Annotated in this window: 13 protein-coding genes and 1 pseudogene; all 14 read left to right on the top strand. The window is 56.0% G+C overall.

Features of this window, described 5'->3' with window-relative positions:
- Positions 1-112: pseudogene (locus CDO44_RS13025) on the top strand (IS5/IS1182 family transposase); the annotation flags it as partial.
- Positions 113-411: 299 nt separating this feature from the next.
- Positions 412-1,755 (top strand): phosphoglucosamine mutase, encoded by a 1,344-nt coding sequence (gene glmM, locus CDO44_RS13020; protein WP_087780624.1) that lies wholly within the window; start codon positions 412-414, stop codon positions 1,753-1,755.
- Positions 1,756-2,252: 497 nt separating this feature from the next.
- The gene (locus tag CDO44_RS13015; protein WP_233146166.1) at positions 2,253-4,247 is read left to right on the top strand and encodes a nucleoside-diphosphate sugar epimerase/dehydratase; all 1,995 of its coding nucleotides are present in this window, start codon (positions 2,253-2,255) and stop codon (positions 4,245-4,247) included.
- Positions 4,248-4,301: 54 nt separating this feature from the next.
- A complete protein-coding gene (locus CDO44_RS13010) occupies positions 4,302-4,898 on the top strand; it encodes a sugar transferase (RefSeq protein WP_087780623.1) in 597 nt (198 codons plus the stop codon).
- Positions 4,895-5,530, top strand: a complete 636-nt coding sequence (locus tag CDO44_RS13005; RefSeq protein WP_087780622.1) for an acetyltransferase — start codon at positions 4,895-4,897, stop codon at positions 5,528-5,530. Before CDO44_RS13010 ends, CDO44_RS13005 begins: the two co-directional genes overlap by 4 nt.
- A complete protein-coding gene (locus CDO44_RS13000; protein WP_087780621.1) occupies positions 5,530-6,708 on the top strand; it encodes a DegT/DnrJ/EryC1/StrS aminotransferase family protein in 1,179 nt (392 codons plus the stop codon). The genes CDO44_RS13005 and CDO44_RS13000 overlap by 1 nt, the downstream gene beginning before the upstream one ends.
- 16 nt (positions 6,709-6,724) lie before the next feature.
- A complete protein-coding gene (locus CDO44_RS12995; protein WP_087780620.1) occupies positions 6,725-7,978 on the top strand; it encodes a glycosyltransferase family 4 protein in 1,254 nt (417 codons plus the stop codon).
- The gene (wecB, locus tag CDO44_RS12990) at positions 7,975-9,105 is read left to right on the top strand and encodes a non-hydrolyzing UDP-N-acetylglucosamine 2-epimerase (protein WP_087780619.1); all 1,131 of its coding nucleotides are present in this window, start codon (positions 7,975-7,977) and stop codon (positions 9,103-9,105) included. The genes CDO44_RS12995 and wecB overlap by 4 nt, the downstream gene beginning before the upstream one ends.
- A 21-nt stretch (positions 9,106-9,126) precedes the next feature.
- Positions 9,127-10,413 (top strand): UDP-N-acetyl-D-mannosamine dehydrogenase, encoded by a 1,287-nt coding sequence (gene wecC, locus CDO44_RS12985; RefSeq protein WP_087780618.1) that lies wholly within the window; start codon positions 9,127-9,129, stop codon positions 10,411-10,413.
- A 119-nt stretch (positions 10,414-10,532) separates the two neighbouring features.
- Positions 10,533-12,668: a bi-domain-containing oxidoreductase gene (locus CDO44_RS12980; RefSeq protein WP_087780617.1), complete on the top strand. Its 2,136-nt coding sequence runs from the start codon at positions 10,533-10,535 to the stop codon at positions 12,666-12,668.
- The gene (locus CDO44_RS12975) at positions 12,665-14,509 is read left to right on the top strand and encodes a heparinase II/III-family protein (RefSeq protein ID WP_087780616.1); all 1,845 of its coding nucleotides are present in this window, start codon (positions 12,665-12,667) and stop codon (positions 14,507-14,509) included. Before CDO44_RS12980 ends, CDO44_RS12975 begins: the two co-directional genes overlap by 4 nt.
- Complete coding sequence (locus tag CDO44_RS27450; RefSeq protein WP_144389517.1) at positions 14,506-15,177, top strand: hypothetical protein; 672 nt, start codon at positions 14,506-14,508, stop codon at positions 15,175-15,177. The genes CDO44_RS12975 and CDO44_RS27450 overlap by 4 nt, the downstream gene beginning before the upstream one ends.
- Before the next feature lie 62 nt (positions 15,178-15,239).
- Positions 15,240-16,445 (top strand): hypothetical protein, encoded by a 1,206-nt coding sequence (locus CDO44_RS27445; RefSeq protein WP_144389516.1) that lies wholly within the window; start codon positions 15,240-15,242, stop codon positions 16,443-16,445.
- Positions 16,432-17,556 (top strand): glycosyltransferase, encoded by a 1,125-nt coding sequence (locus tag CDO44_RS27440; RefSeq protein WP_144389515.1) that lies wholly within the window; start codon positions 16,432-16,434, stop codon positions 17,554-17,556. The genes CDO44_RS27445 and CDO44_RS27440 overlap by 14 nt, the downstream gene beginning before the upstream one ends.
- Positions 17,557-17,608: the final 52 nt, after the last annotated feature.

The raw sequence follows: 17,608 nt of genomic DNA, 5'->3' as shown, positions 1-17,608 counted from the left end.
ACTGTTCCGGCGCCTCAAAGGCTTCCGGCGCATATTCTCGCGATTCGACAAGCTGGATGTGATGTTCATTGCCTTCATCAATTTCGCGCTCATCGTTGATGGGCTTAGATAGTGTGAACACGCCCTAGGGCGCCATGGCCGGCCATGACCGGCATTACCCCATTCTGGCGACCGGTCCCCGTAATTTGTTACATAGCAAAAGCGGAGTGTCATACTTCACCGCCTATGCTGTCGTCCGTGTGGCTTGCATTGGCTAAACGGCAGATATTCACAAAAGCCGTATTGGGGAATCATGGCGGCCTCCCGAAGTTTGCGGTACTCCCGATCGCGGGATTACCCAGGGAGTCCCTGCTTCCCCGGCGCTGGGCAAGCGACTGAAGCATGAAGCAATAAGAACGCACGGAAAAAATCATGGCTGCAGCACAAACGAAGTATTTCGGCACCGATGGCATACGGGGCAAAGTAGGCGGGGCGGTCATCAACCCCGCGTTCGCCCTGCGCCTCGGCCACGCCGCCGGCCAGGTCCTCCTGGTCAAGGCCCCGCGCGGGATCCGGCCCTCGGTCCTGATCGGCAAAGACACCCGCATCTCCGGCTACATGCTCGAATCCGCGCTGGAAGCCGGGCTCTCCTCCGCCGGCGTGGACGTCGTCCTCGCCGGGCCGGTCCCCACTCCCGCAGTCGCCTACCTGACACGAGCGCTGCGGATGTCCGCCGGCATCGTCATCAGCGCCTCGCACAATCCCTTCGACGACAACGGCATCAAGTTCTTCTCGGCCCAGGGCAGCAAATTCCCCGACGAAATCGAGCAGGCCATCGAAGCGGCACTCGACCAGCCGATGGGGTGCACCCCCTCCGAAGGGCTGGGCCGGGTCAAGCGCCTGGATGACGCCGCCGGCCGCTACATCGAATTCTGCAAGGCCAGCTTCCCCCCGGAAATGGACCTGAACGGCCTGAAGATCGTGGTCGACGCGGCCCACGGCGCCGCCTATCACATCGCCCCCAACGTCTTCCGGGAGCTCGGCGCCACGGTCATCGCCATCGGCTGCGAGCCCAACGGCTTCAACATCAACGAAAAAGTCGGCGCCACCCACCCCGAGACCCTGGCCGAGAAGGTCCGCGAACACCGCGCCGACCTGGGCGTCGCCCTGGACGGCGACGCCGACCGGCTGCAGATGGTCGACGCCAGCGGCCGCATGTACAACGGCGACGAACTGCTCTACGTGATCGTGCGCGACCGCATGACGCAAGGCCCGGTGGCCGGCGTCGCCGGCACCGTCATGACCAACTACGCCTTCGAGCGCCGGATGGCCGAGCTGGACATTCCCTTCGTCCGCACCCCGGTGGGCGACAAGAACGTCATGCAGGCGCTGCAGGAAAAAGGCTGGCTGTTCGGCGGCGAAAGCTCCGGCCACATCCTTTGCCTGGACCGCCACTCGACCGGCGACGGCGTCATCGCCGCCTTGCAGGTCATGGCGGCCATGCGGCGCAGCGGCAAGGGCCTGCCGGCGCTGACGTCGGAACTGCGGCTGCTGCCGCAGAAACTGGTGAACGTGAAGCTGCAGCCGGACCTGGAATGGGAATCGCATCCCGGGCTGGCCGAGGCCTACCGCGAGGTGTCCGCCACGCTGCAAGGCCGGGGCCGGGTACTGATCCGGCCTTCGGGAACCGAACCCAAGCTGCGGCTGATGGTCGAGGCCGACGAGGAAGTGCTCGCGGCCAGGTGCGTCAACCGGCTGGCGACCAGCCTGGCCTAGCGCCCCATCTCTCCACGGCCCGGGAAAAACCGTAACGGTCGTCCCGGGCCGGCAAATCCGGACTCGAAGAATCCTGGACAGGACCAACCTCGAGGACTTAACGAAATTCGCCCGCTGAATTTGAAACCGCAACGAAGATATCCACGATTCCCGGCAGAAGATCTCTTCGTTTGGTATTTCAAAAACCTGGGGATAACCGTGTCATCCGTGCACAAACCGATGCAATCTTTCTTTCGCCGCGAGTTCAAGCCACGTCATGACATGGTAATCTTTCAGACCGTCTCGAATTCTTCGGAAAGGCAGCACCTCGGCTTTCCGCAATCCCTCGAACAGGGGATTGATCCAATTCGGCGCATTGAACAGAATACCGCCGTCGCACTACCGAGTGCCAACTGTCTTCATTTGCCGGGCAGTCGATGGGGAACGAGTCACGAAGGTGCGTAAAACCCTTCACAACCAGACTCGAAGCTCCAGAATCGAATTGGTACAAGGTAAAAATGCTGAATAAAGCGCGTGATTTTCTTCTTTCGCTGTCCAGGCCGCAAAAAATCGCGGTCATGGTCATCGCCGACGTCATCGCCCTTCCCGCTTGCCTGATCGCGGCATTCTATCTGCGGCTGGGCGATGCGGTCATCCTGCAAAAATACGGAATCAACGCGCCCATTATCATGGCGCTCGCGGCCATTCCGGTTTTCTACCTATGCGGGCTGTATCGCAACGTGGTGCGGTACATGGATATTTCCATGCTCCGGTCCACCGGCATCGGCCTGGCCATCCTGGCCATCAGCACCTACGTGGGCTGCGTACTGTTCAACATCCAGGCTCCGCCGCGCAGCAGCCTGCTGATCTACTGGTTCATCGCGTTCTCGTACGTCGTCATCTCGCGCTTCGGCGCGCGCAGCCTGCTGCGCACGCCGCTGCGCAAGCACATCAAGGCGCCGCGGGTCGCCGTCTACGGCGCCGGGGAAGCGGGCTTCCAACTGGTCAACGCCATGCGGACCAGCCATGCCTATACGCCCATCTGCTTCTTCGACGACGACAAGCGCCTGGCCAACAAGCACGTGGCCGGCCTGCGCGTGTTTCCGCTCAGCCGGCTGGACGAGATCCTGCACAAGCATGACGTCCAGCAAATCGTCCTTGCCATACCGTCGGCCTCGCCCGAACGGCGCCGTACCATCGTCAACCGCTTGTCGCACCTGAGCATCCCCGTCCGCACCCTGCCCACCATGGCCGAAATGGTGGAAGGCAAGGTCCTGGAAAGCGCCATCCGCGAGATCCAGGTGGAGGATCTGCTGGGCCGCAAGCCCGTGCCGCCGCGGCGCGACCTGTTTTCCAAGTGCGTGGCGGGCAAGTCGGTACTGGTGACGGGCGCCGGCGGCTCCATCGGCAGCGAACTCTGCCGCCAAATCGAATCGCAAAAGCCGGATCAGCTCATCCTGCTCGACCATTCGGAGTATGCGCTGTACGCCATCGAGCACGAACTGCGCGAGCGCTTTCCCGGCACGCGCGTGTCGGCCTACATGGGCAGCGTCTGCGACAACGACCTCCTGAGCCGCATCGTCCGCGAACACCGCGTCGATACCATTTACCACGCGGCGGCGTACAAGCACGTTCCGCTGGTGGAAAACAATATGGCGGCCGGCATACGCAATAATGTGCTGGGCACCTGGTCCGTCGCCATGGCGGCGGCCCAGCACAATATCGAAACCTGCGTCCTCATCTCCACCGACAAGGCCGTGCGGCCGCCCAACGTCATGGGCGCCAGCAAACGCTGCGCGGAACTGATTTTCCAGGCCTTCGCCCTGCGGCCGAACAACCGGACCGTATTCAGCATGGTGCGCTTCGGCAACGTGCTGGGCTCCTCCGGCTCGGTGGTGCCGCTATTCCGCAACCAGATCCAGCGGGGCGGCCCCATTACCGTCACGCACGCGGACGTCACCCGCTATTTCATGCTGATTCCCGAGGCGGCGCAGCTCGTCATCCAGGCCGGCGCCATGGCGCGCGGCGGCGAAGTCTTCGTGCTGGACATGGGGGAACCGGTCAAGATCATCGACCTGGCCCGGACCATGATCCAGATGTCGGGGCTGACGGAAAAAACGCCGCAAAACCCCAACGGGGACATCGCCATCAACGTAGTGGGCCTGCGCCCCGGCGAAAAACTCTATGAAGAGCTATTGATCGGCGGCGACACCATACCCAGCGAGCACCCGCGCATTCTTTGCTCCCGCGAACATTATCTGACCCTGGGCCAGCTCGAACCCCTGCTCGAAGCGCTTTATGCCGCTTGCGACAACGGATCGAGCCTGGAAATCCGCATGGCCTTGCAGAAGCTGGTACCGGAATACACCCCGTACTCGCCTCTTGCCGACCGGCCAGCCACCCAATCGGGACCGATGCCTGCCAGGCAGGGAATGCAGGGGGAAAAAGCGCGCGTCGCCCCTTCCTACAAGCGCGGGGAAGACCGGGATATCGCCGTCGGCCACGCCGCGTAAACGGGTACTACTGTTTCCCTTACCAGATCGCCTTCGTTTTGCAAGCATCGCTTCATGGTCAAAAGAGTGTTCGACATCGTCGTAGCGGCGATCACCCTCCTCGTATTGAGCCCGGTCATCCTGGCGCTGTGCGTCGCCATCCGGCGCAAACTCGGGGCGCCGGTATTCTTCCGGCAAACCCGCCCCGGCCTGAACGGCAAACCGTTCCAGATGATCAAGTTCCGTTCGATGCGGGATGCGCTCGGGCCCGACGGACAGCCGCTTCCCGATGAATTGCGGTTGACGCCATTCGGCAAGCTGCTGCGCAGCACCAGCCTGGACGAACTGCCCGAGTTGTGGAACGTCCTGCGGGGCGACATGAGCCTGGTCGGCCCGCGCCCGCTGCTGATGGAATACCTGCCGCTATACGACCAGCACCAATTCCGCCGCCACGAGGTCCGCCCCGGCGTGACCGGCTGGGCCCAGGTAAACGGCCGCAATGCCTTGTCGTGGCAACAGAAATTCGAGCTCGACGTCTGGTACGTCGACCACCGCTCGCTATGGCTGGACCTGAAAATCCTGTGGATGACGGTACGCAAAGTCCTTGTCCGCGAAGGCATCAGCGCCGAAGGACAGGCCACCATGGAACGCTTCCGCGGCAACAACCCATGAAACGGCTCGCCATACTGGGCGCAGGCGGCCACGGCCGCGTGGTTGCCGACGCAGCGGAAGCCAGCGGCGAATGGCGGGAAATCGTCTTTTTCGACGACGCCTGGCCCGAGCGCAAGCACAGCGGCCCGTGGGCCATCGTGGGGAACCAGGCCGCCCTGCTCGGGCAATGCGGGGAATTCGACGGCGTCGTGGTCGGCATAGGCGCCAATCGCGTACGCCTGGCCAACAGCCAGGCCCTGTCGGAGGCCGGCGCGCGCCTGGCCACGATCATTCATCCCCGTGCCACAATCAGCCGCCACGCTAGCGTCGAAGCCGGCAGCGTCGTATTCGCCGGCGCGGTGGTCAATATCGGCGCGCATATCGGGCGCGCCTGCATTATCAATACCGCCGCCACCGTGGACCACGATTGCCAGCTGGCCGACGGCGTGCACGTAAGCCCCGGCGCCAACCTCGCCGGCGGCGTGACGGTCGGCACCTGCAGCTGGATAGGCGCCAACGCCGGCGTGCGTCAACAAATTTCCATAGGCGCCCATGCCGTCATCGGCGTGGGCGCGGTCGTGGTCAGCGCCCAACCCGACGGCGTCACCGCGGCGGGTAATCCGGCAAGAGATTTGAACAGGACAACACCATAATGTTGAATACTGCGTTTTCCCCGTGGCCTTCTTTCAGCGAAGAAGAAGCGGAAGCCGTCAAGCGGGTACTGCTGTCCAACAAGGTCAACTACTGGACAGGACAGGAATGCCGGGAATTCGAAAAGGAATTCGCGGCGTGGTGCCATACGGAATATGCGATCGCGCTGGCCAACGGCACGGTGGCGCTGGACCTGGCCTTGAAGGCGCTGGGTATCGGGCCGGGCGACGATGTCATCGTCACGCCGCGCACCTTCCTGGCCTCGGCCTCGTCGATCGTCAATGCCGGCGCGCGCCCCATCTTCGCCGACGTGGACCTGGACAGCCAGAACATTACCGCCGAAACCATACGCGCAGTCCTCACCCCGAATACCCGTGCGGTCATCTGCGTGCATTTGGCGGGTTGGCCCTGCGAGATGGATCCGATCATGGAGCTGGCCAAGGAAAAAGGCTTCTACGTGATCGAAGATTGCGCCCAGGCACACGGCGCCAAATACAAGGGCCGACCGGTGGGCGGCATCGGGCACATCGGCGCGTGGTCGTTCTGCCAGGACAAGATCATGACCACCGGCGGCGAAGGCGGCATGGTGACCACCAACGACCGCGCCTTGTGGTCAAAGATGTGGTCCTACAAAGACCATGGAAAATCCTGGGAGGCGGTCTACGAGCGCCAGCATCCGCCCGGGTTCCGCTGGGTGCACGATTCGTTCGGAACGAATTGGCGGATGATCGAGATGCAGGCTGTTATCGGCAGAATACAGCTCCGCCGGATGGCGGACTGGACGGCTCAGCGCCAAACCAATGCGAAACGGATCAGCGACGCAGCGCGGCCCTATGCTTGCGTCCGCATTCCCGAACCGCCGTCCCATATCGAACACGCGGCTTACAAGCATTATCTGTTCGTCCGGCCGGAACGGCTGGCCGAAGGTTGGACACGAGACCGTATCGTCCACGCGCTGACCGAGCGCGGCGTTCCTTGCTATCAAGGGTCCTGCTCGGAGGTTTATCTGGAAAAGGCCTTCGACGGCACCGACTACCGCCCCGGACGCCGCCTGCCCCACGCCGTGGAGCTGGGCGAGACAAGCCTGATGTTCCTCGTTCATCCCACGCTTACGCCCGCGGAAATGGACCAAACCTGCAAGGCCTTGTCCGACGTCCTGTCGCAAGCGACCCGCACTTGAACCGCCGCCGCGCCAGATGAAAGTTCTTTACTTCCACCAGCATTTTTCCACCCCCAAGGGAGCCGCCGGTATACGGTCGTACGAAATGGCCAAGCGCCTGATCGAACGCGGCCATGAAGTCTGCATGGTGTGCGGCAGCTACAAAGGCGGCACGACTGGATTGACTGGGCCGTTCGTACGCGGCAAGCGCAGAGGCATGATTCAACCCGGCCTGGAAGTGATCGAGTTCGACCTTTCCTATGGCAACTCGGACGGATTCATCAAGCGCACCGCCACATTCCTCCGCTTTGCGTTGCGGAGCGCGGCTCTGGCTCTGACCGAGCGCTATGACTTGGTGTTTGCCACCACGACGCCGCTTACCGCCGGCATTCCCGGTATCCTGGCTCGCTGGCTGCGAGGCAAACCGTTCGTATTCGAAGTACGAGACCTGTGGCCAGAATTACCCAAGGCCATGGGCGTGATCCGCAACCCGGTCGTCCTGTCCGGCATGTCCATACTCGAATGGGCAAGCTACAAATCCGCACATCGATTGATCGGCCTATCGCCAGGAATCGTGGATGGCATCGCCCATCGGGGCGTACAACGCTCGAATATCGCCTTGATCCCAAATGGCTGCGACATCGATATATTCGGGGCTGAGTCGGAACCATGGCGCCCGGACGGCGTAGCACAGACCGACCTGCTTGCCGTTTTTGCGGGTACCCATGGAAAGGCGAACGGGCTGGACGCAGTCCTTGATGCCGCTGCAGAACTGCAAAAACGGGGGCGCCAAGATATCAAGATCCTGCTTGTAGGCCAGGGCGCCATGAAGCCGGGACTAATACAGAAAGCCGCTTCGCTCCAGTTGAACAACGTCATTTTCCATGACCCCGTCAACAAAGCGCGCTTAGCCGGCTTAATGGCGGCAACCGATGTCGGCCTTCAAACCTTGGCTAACGTACCTGCGTTCTACTACGGAACCTCGCCCAATAAGTTTTTTGACTACCTGGCCGCCGGGTTGCCGGTTCTGAACAACTATCCGGGCTGGCTGGCCGAAGTAATCAAGGAGCATCGATGCGGATTCGCAGTGCCTCCGGACAATCCTCAAGCGTTTGCCAATGCACTCGTACAGGCCGCTGACAACCGTGCTGAACTATCGCAAATGGGGCAGCGAGCCCTGGCGCTTGCCAAAGCACAATTCGACCGCCGGCTTCTCAGCAACCAATTCGCAGACTGGCTCGAATACGGAAAAATTAGCGAAATCGATCAAAGTAGGGAGTTCGTCAAGTGAAAACGCTATGCGTCTTTGGCACGCGTCCAGAGGCTATCAAAATGGCCCCGCTCGTCCAGGCCCTCGCCAAAGACAGCCGATTTGACGCCAAAGTGTGCGTAACCGGCCAGCACAGGGAAATGCTCGATCAAGTCCTTGATCTTTTTGGGATCAAGCCCGACTACGATTTGAACATCATGAAGGCCGGGCAGGATCTGACCGACGTCAGCACCGCTATACTTCAAGGCATGAAGAGCGTGCTGTCCGGATTTAAGCCGGACGTCGTATTAGTCCATGGAGATACCGCGACAACGCTTGCAGTCAGCCTGGCCTCCTATTACCAGCAAATTCCGGTCGGACATGTCGAAGCGGGGCTACGTACCGGCAATCTCTATTCGCCTTGGCCAGAAGAAGGGAATAGAAAGCTGACAGGCGCCTTGGCGCGGTTCCATTTTGCACCTACCAACACCTCGCGAAAGAATCTTTTGAGAGAAGGCGTCGATGAAAGTACAGTTTACGTCACGGGCAATACAGTCATTGATGCGTTGCTAGAGGTCGTAGACAAGCTGCAGCACGACGACGCGTTGCAGCGGACTTTCAATTCACAATTCTCGTTCCTTGACCACTATCCTAGGCTCGTCCTTGTGACTGGACACCGCAGAGAGAGCTTTGGCGGCGGATTCGAACGCATCTGCACAGCACTGGCCCGGATTGCAAAGGAATTCCCTGAAGTGGGCATTCTGTACCCTGTACACCTGAATCCCAATGTTCGCGAGCCCGTGAACAGGCTGCTCTCCGGCATCTCGAATGTTCACCTTATCGAACCGCTCGAGTATCTTCCCTTTGTGTACCTGATGCATCGCTCGACCCTGATTTTGACGGACTCTGGCGGCATCCAGGAGGAAGCGCCGTCGCTGGGCAAGCCGGTGCTCGTCATGCGCGATACGACCGAACGCCCCGAAGCGGTCGAGGCAGGAACTGTACGCCTTGTTGGCACCAACGCGGACACCATCGTGGGTCAAGTCAGTGAACTGCTGCAGGACAAGCAAGCCTACGATCGCATGGCATACGCACATAACCCCTATGGGGACGGCAAGGCTTGTGCGCGCATCGTCGATGCATTGCTTGGGCAGACAACCCAAGCTTAATCTAGGAATGCAGGAAATCGTATGAACTTCGAAACCATTTCAGTCATCGGCCTGGGCTATATCGGGCTGCCCACCGCAGCAGTATTTGCTTCCCACAAGAAGAAGGTCATCGGTGTAGACGTTAACGAGAAGGCCGTCAACACAATTAACCAAGGCGAAATCCATATCGTTGAACCTGATTTGGATATCGTCGTGCGAGCCGCAGTAACAGACGGCTATTTGAGCGCTACCGGTCGGCCTCAACCCGCTGACGCATTCCTGATCGCTGTTCCCACTCCCTTCAAGGCAGACCATGAACCCGACCTGGCCTACATCGAGGCAGCGAGCAAAGCTATAGCGCCTGTCTTGAGAAAAGGAAACCTTGTCGTTCTGGAATCGACGTCGCCAGTCGGAGCCACCGAACAGATGGCGCAGTGGCTTGGAGAAGCACGCCCCGATCTTACTTTTCCTCAAACCCACGGAGAAGACTCCGATATCCGTGTCGCGCACTGCCCCGAACGAGTGCTTCCTGGCCATGTGCTGCGAGAGTTGGTGTCCAATGACCGGGTCATCGGCGGCATGACGCCGAAGTGCTCGTCCGCGGCATGCGATCTCTACAAGATATTCGTAGCTGGCGAATGCGTCATTACCGACGCACGCACTGCGGAAATGTGCAAGCTTACCGAAAACAGTTTCCGCGATGTAAACATTGCATTTGCAAATGAACTTTCGATCATCTGCGAAAAGCTAGGCATTAATGTTTGGGAGCTCATCCGGCTGGCCAACCGGCATCCCCGCGTAAATATTCTCCAACCAGGCCCCGGCGTGGGTGGCCACTGCATCGCGGTCGACCCCTGGTTCATCGTCAGCACAACGCCCGCGGAAGCCCGCTTGATCCGCACGGCTCGCGAAGTTAACGATAGCAAGCCGCATTGGGTACTGGACAAGGTCAAATGCGCCGTTCTTGAACACCTGAACAGCCATACATCGAAAACTGTTAAGGATGTGACCATCGCGTGCCTGGGGTTGGCATTTAAACCCGATATCGACGATCTACGTGAAAGTCCTGCGGTGGAGATCTGCCGCGAGCTGGTCGCTCAACATCCCGGCACAGTACTTGCCGTCGAACCAAATGTCGAAGAGCTCCCTCCGAAGCTACGCGAGTCTCTCAAACTAGTAGAAACCGAAGTGGCTTTGCAACAAGCTGACGTCGTCGTCCTTCTCGTGGACCACAAGCAGTTCAAGGCCATTCCAGTATCGGCACTGGACGGACGCCAGTTTGTCGACACACGCGGCGTATGGACTGGCAATTTGCCTGCGGTGCGCTGAAACTCGTCAGCGACGATATTTTAATAATCCAGGAGCCTGAATGAGGTGACTCATCAGGCTCGTTCTATTCGAACGGCTCAGTGCGTTCGAGTAAAACGCTTCCCGATCAAGGACGGTTAATGAAACAAGTTCTCCAGGACATGGCCAATGGAGGCACCACCGTGGCAACGGCGCCAGCCCCAACAGTCTCCCGTGAGAGCCTTCTGATTGCTACCCGAGTGTCACTAATCTCGGCCGGTACCGAGCGCATGCTCGTGGGCTTTGGAAAAGCCTCCTATCTCGAAAAAGCCAAACAACAACCCGACAAAGTCAAGATGGTCCTTGAGAAGATCAAGACCGATGGCTTGATGACCACCATCGAAGCAGTACGTTCCAAGCTCGCGCAGCCGCTGCCTCTGGGCTACTGCAATGTCGGCATTGTGACTGACATAGGCTCGGGGGTGGAGGGATTCAAAACTGGAGACCGAGTCGTCTCCAATGGTCCTCACGCGGATGTCGTCCGCGTCTCCAAGAACCTGTGTGCATTGATCCCTGATTCAGTCGATGACGAATCAGCGTCGTTTGTAGTCGTCGGCAGCATAGGACTGCAAGGCATACGTTTGGCGCAACCAACACTTGGCGAGGCTTTTGTCGTCACTGGAGTAGGTCTCATCGGGTTGATTACGGTCCAGCTTCTACGCGCTCACGGCTGCCGAGTCCTGGCTATCGATTTTGATGATCGGAAGCTCGAATTGGCCCGGCAATTTGGGGCGGAAACGTGCAACCCCGGCAGGGGCGAAGACCCTGTTGCAGCTGGCCTTGCTTTCAGCCGCGGTAATGGCGTAGATGGAGTAATCATCACTGCCTCGACAAAGACCACCGATCCCGTAACTCAAGCGGCAAGGATGAGCCGCAAGAGGGGCCGTATCATCATGGTCGGTGTCACGGGGCTAGAGCTCAACCGGGCGGATTTTTACGAAAAAGAACTGACCTTCCAAGTTTCTTGCTCGTATGGCCCTGGACGGTACGACCCCAACTATGAAGAAAAAGGGCAAGATTATCCATTTGGCTTTGTTCGCTGGACAGAAAAGCGCAACTTCGAAGCCATTCTCGATATGCTTGCTAGCGGACAATTGAACGTCAAGCCGCTGATATCCCATCGCTTCTCGTTCGATGACGCACCTCGAGCTTATGAAACACTGACGGAGGACAAGAGCGGCCTAGGGATCCTTTTAAAATACACTTCCGAAGATTCCTCTCGCTTAATCAAGCAGGTCCAACTCACACCAAACCTCACATTCAATACCAGCGAACCCGTGCTAGGATGTATCGGCGCAGGTAATTATGCGTCTCGAATGTTGATCCCAGCGTTCAAAGCAGCGGGAGCGCAATTCCACACCATCGTCACATCGGGCGGCGTCAATGGCGTAATCCATGGCCAAAAAGCGGGATTCGCAGAAGCATCGACCGATATTGATCAAATGCTTCGCAGTGCGACGATCAATACGATAGCGATTGTCACCCGACACGACACTCACGCCTCTTTCGTCAAACTTGCGCTTGAAGCTGGGAAACATGTCTTCGTCGAAAAACCCCTTGCTATTAACCATGACGAATTACAAGAAGTAGAGGACGCTTATAGGCTAGCACACGCATCGAGACAAAGTCCTCAGTTGATGGTCGGTTTCAATCGCCGATTCTCACCTCATGTCCAAAAGATGAAATCACTGCTTCAATCGGTGAAAGAGCCCAAGTCTTTTATAATGACCATGAACGCTGGAGCGATTCCCCCTGATCATTGGACGCAGGATAATTCAATCGGCGGTGGTCGAATTATTGGGGAGGCGTGCCATTTCATCGATTTGATGCGATTTCTTGCGGAAAGCCCGATCGTTTCAGTTCAAGCCAGGCGCATGGGGAACGCTCCAGGCATCAATATTACGGAAGATAAAGCATCTATCACACTGGGCTTTGCAGACGGCTCGTTTGGAACGATTCTTTACCTTGCCAATGGCGCAGCCAGCTTCCCGAAAGAACGCGTGGAGGTATTTGTGGCGGGCCGCGTTCTACAATTGGACAATTTCCGCAAACTAACCGGTTTTGGCTGGCCTGGTTTCAAGAAAATGGGTTTATGGAAGCAAGACAAAGGGCAGACAGCCTGCGCTGAGGCCTTCCTCAATGGAATTAGGAGCGGAACTCCTGCAATTCCCTCGGAGCAAATTTTCGAAATCGCCCGTGTAACAATTGACGCAGCCGAGATTCTTCGTAAACAATGAAACTGCAGTCATACATAGGCACGGCACTTGCGCTCGGTCCAGTCAGTATATTTCGAGCTCTCCGATATCGTTTCGGTTTAAAAGCCGGAATCAATCCTGTCAGACGCCTAAAAGCCACATCAACACAAGGCCCATATTTCCGCATTCCTTCAGAAATCAATCTGAAGCTTACTTCTAATAGTAATTGGCGTACCCACGCGTATGCCTTTGGCCATATCCCTATTGCAATTTCCGATAAGGCACCAAACTGGCATACAAACGTTCTTAGCGGCCAAAAGGTTCATGAGCCCATGCGGCCGTGGTGGAAAATATCCGATTTCGATCCTTCCATCGGAGATATCAAAGGAGTGTGGGAACTCTCTAGATTTGACTGGGTCCTCGCCTTCGCACAGCAAGCCTCGACTGGAGAAGAAGCGTCGCTGGAACGTCTGAACCACTGGCTAGAAGACTGGTGTCAGCAGAACCCCCCGTACCATGGGCCGAACTGGAAGTGCGGGCAGGAAGCCTCTATTCGTGTCATGCATCTCGCAATGGCAGCCTTAATACTTCGCCAAGCAGACAGCCCTCTCCCCTCTCTTCTCTCGTTGATAGGCCAGCATCTTGACCGCATTGCCCCCACGATTACCTACGCCATAGCGCAAGACAATAACCATGGAACATCTGAGGCAGCGGCTCTTTTCATCGGCGGCAGTTGGTTGGCCGTCAATGGAGACAGACGTGGGCTGCGACTCCAACGAATTGGAAGGAAATGGCTAGAAAATCGTGCCATCCGCTTGATTGAGGCAGACGGCACATTCAGTCAATATTCAGTGACATATCATCGCGTCATGTTGGATACATACAGCATGGTAGAGCTATGGCGGCAACATCAAAATCTTCCTTCCTTTTCTCCGAAGCTGTATGAAAAGCTATGTAGAGCCACGGAATGGCTATACACAATCACTAACCCCACGAACGGAGACGCTCCGAACATCGGAGCGAACGACGGCGCTCGCCTTCTTCCTTTAACAGATACAGATTATCGAGATTTTCGCCCAACCTTGCATTTGGCGGGCAAACTATTCAGCGGTGCTTCGGGATACTCTCCGCCCACTCCCTCTGAGGATCCTTTCTGCTGGCTCATATCAGCTTCGCACTGTACAAAATCTGGTAGCAATCCAGGGCCGCCTAAATCAAAATTATTTGACAATGGCGGCTTTGCTGTGCTCCATGCAAAAAACGCAATGGCAGTATTACGATACCCTCGTTTCCGCTTTCGCCCAAGCCACGCGGATTGCTTACATATTGATTTGTGGGTAGGAGAGGAAAACCTCTTACGGGACGGAGGCACTTATAGCTATAACACGGCCAATGAATGGCTATCCTATTTCCCTGGAACAGCGAGCCACAACACCGTCCAATTCGATGGCAGGGATCAGATGCCAAAGTTGAGCCGTTTTCTCTTCGGAAATTGGATTCGGACCAAGCATATAGACCCATTCGTCGTGGACAAAGACGTACTTTCTTTCGGCGCAGAATATAATGACGAATATGGTGCGAGTCACCGCAGAAGCTTGAAACTTAGCGACAAGGATCTGTATGTTGAAGATCAAATAGCAGGTTTCAAGGAAAGTGCGGTATTACGTTGGCGCCTTACACCTCACCGAACATGGCGTTTACAAGACAATATGGTCACGGACGGCGTGCATTGTCTTACCATAACAAGCACGACTCACATTTCGTCTATAACATTGAAACACGGGACAGAATCTAGATATTATGGCTCCAAATCTGATCTATCTGTGCTCGAGGTGGAGGTCCGTTCAAATTGTAGAATAACTAGCCACTATAGTTGGCGATGATTCGGCTTGACGGCATCTGGCCGACCTATTTGGTCTTCGCAACGGTTTCTATCGTCTTTGGTCTTTTTTTGCTGTTCATTGGAACCGGAATAAAAATAATAAATAGAAAGATGTTGGTTGCTATCTTTGGTGCCGCTGCTCTTTATGTGTTTATGACAGGACAGTATCAAGGTGAAGGCCAAGGTTTAGGCGAGGTTATGTTTCTTTCTTTACGCCGAATTTTCTTTGCCCAACAATGGGCTGGTTTGGAAGCTTTTCGATATATTTATGATCGGCCGATCGTATGGTTCCATGAGTGGGCGGAGTCTATTGCCGGGATCTTGCCCGGGAATCGTGGTAGTACCCTTGCGAACGAGATTCATAACGTGATGTTTGGCTCGTTCGGGGGTACGGCCCCACCGACCGTTTTCGGATCTGCATATTACAACGGCGGATTCCTTGGCATAGTATTGTTCTTCTCCGCCGCGGGGTTTTTGTATACGGGGATTTATGCTCGTTTCTTGTCTGGACCACGTACAGCATCTCGCGCGATGACCTATGGCGCTATATTTTTCTATTTGACTACTTATTTTGTGGGGTCGCCGAAATATCTTTTTGATAATGGCGTAATTACCCTTTTGGTGTTGTTGCTAATCTATAGATTCACTCGGCGAGTGAGGCTAGCCTAGGAGCGATCTGTGGGAAAAGAAATTTTTTCCGCAAATTTTAAAACGCTAGCTAAGCGGCGATAATGATAAAAAAATTAATACCTCTTTTAATTTATGGTTTTGGCATTGTCTCTCTAACGGGAGTGGATGTTGTAGTTACCAAATTCTTTGGTGTACAAGATATTTCCGATTGGGCGGAGGTGCGATCTCTAATAGGTTTGGCCAGCATCTTGTGCTTGGTTGGGCAAGAGCAGGTCTTCATGCGCAGTCCGCAATCTTCAGCTCGAATTTTTAAGGCGTTATCTCTACAAATCCCACTGTTAGCTACAATTGTAGGGTGGGGTATATGGGCGTTAGGTTATGTAAGTAGTTGGATTTACGGGATATTCCTCGTTGCTGGAGCAGCGGTGGCACTGGCGGTGTCTCAGTATTTTCGGTCTCATCGCCTACTTATTCAATCCCAAATCGCGCAACAAGGGTGGAGAGTTCTGGCGCTCGTGGCATTTGGTTTCATGGCAATAACCGGAGTGCGAGTCCCAGTCGACCCATTAGTGACTGGTCTGGTCGTCGGGGTCGCTATTACGCTCGGGCTCTTGACTATGCGTCACGCTCCCTCATCGTTAAGCCGTCAAGATCCTGAACCGTCTCGAGCCTTGTACGCTATAGGCGTGCGATTTATGGCTACGTCGCTATTTTTGGCGTCGGCTATTTATGCAGAGCAGCTATTGGTTAACGGCGTAGGAACCGCTGAAGAGGGAGCAAGCTATTTTGCACATGCTACCTATTTCCTGTTCCCTGCTTCTGCCGTGAATGGCTATTTAGGTTTCGTAATCGGGCCTTGGATTCGCGATCATCATGACAAAGCGATTGCCCTCACCGAACACAAAAAGTGGCTGATTGGTGCGGCGTCGGTTGTATACGCGCTCGCAGCCAACATAATAGGCTGGATTGCTTGGAAAGTGGTTAGCCCAAGCGTCGGTTCAGTCGATGTTGTTTTGCAGGGTCTATTTTTTTGTACCTGCGTGGCTACGACTTTGTATACCTTTCCTAGCGCTTATAACGGAATTTTTGGACAGCCGCGTCAGCATGATTTCTTGATACTTGCTCAAGTGCTCTCCCTTATTGCAGCGGGCGGGCTTTTCAGCGTCTTGTATGGTTTCGCGAATCTACCTCTAACGCATGCGGTGGCCATCGCTAGTTCTGTCAATTGGATCGGACGAGTGGGAAGTGGCTTTTGGATGGTTCGCATAATTTCCTCATATCGCAGGTCTAATCATGACTTCGGATGAAATAATATTCCTCGCTCCGCTCCCTGCATTTCGAAAGCGCACTCGATTAGCCAAAATGGTTAAGGTTTTTCATGGTAGAGGGCTTCGATCTACCTTGCTTGGTTGGGAGCGGCGGTCCGGGGAGTTGGAAGTGCTTCGCTGGGAAGGAGACGGTGTTTCCGAACACACGATACTCCGCGGCGGGGGTTACGTATCGGCCAAAGCACGGGCGATGTATCCGCTATGGATGATAGTAGTTTTTTTTACTGTGTTGAGGCTTGGCAAAGGAAAGACACTTTTTTGCTTAGGTTGGGAAACCGCATTTCCCGCAAGGGTCGCCGCTATGTTTACCAAGGCGAGGATTGTTTTCGATGACGCTGATCGTTTTTCAATGTTAATTCGGCTGCCTCGTTTGTTGAAACAACTGCTAGTCGGGTTGGAGAAGTGGACGTCGCGAAAATCATTTCTGCATGTGGTTCCAGGTTGGTCGCGCTATGAATGGCGGGTTCCTAGTATGTTGCTGCTCAGGAATACGCCGCTACGGGAAGATTTTGAAGCGGCTCGTATTGCCGCTCCTCCACGTTTGGATGTCGATCTAGTCATTTACGTGAATGGCTGGATAAACTGGGATACAGGGTCACCTATTTTCTTGAAGGCGCTCGATCGGTTGTGCGAGATGAAAGTGAATGTTGTCATGCACATTGCAGGTCGAGTCGTTTCAGAATCTGGTGAAGCTCTAATCCGGCATCCCAATGTCATTTTTCACGGAGAACTGAAGCAGCGGGAGGCTCTGGCTCTGTATCCAGCAAGCGACATTGTTCTGACTTACTACGATCCGGTTGTAGCAATCAATCCACATGCGGAGTCGAACAAATGGGGCGATTGTATTTATTTTGGCACCCCTTTCATAGTAAACGAGGAAGTTGAAACAGCGAAACATTTTGCGGAAGCCAAAGCGGCATGGCAAGTGCCTTATCAAGACGCCGATGGCTTAGCTTCGCTGCTGAAGAAAATATCGGAGCGTCGGGATTTGCTTGATTCAGCGCGCCGAGCGTTGCATACATTTCGAGATGCATATCCTCCCTACGATGTGCAGTTGAGCGAAATTTTGACTAGGTTGGGCATAAAGTGAAACAGATACTGTAGAATCTTTCTACTGGACAAACTGAGTTAGTTGAAGCGCC

This window comes from Pigmentiphaga sp. NML080357 (assembly GCF_002188465.1).
Lineage (GTDB): Bacteria > Pseudomonadota > Gammaproteobacteria > Burkholderiales > Burkholderiaceae_B > Pigmentiphaga.
This window is presented reverse-complemented; position numbering and strand designations above follow the sequence as displayed.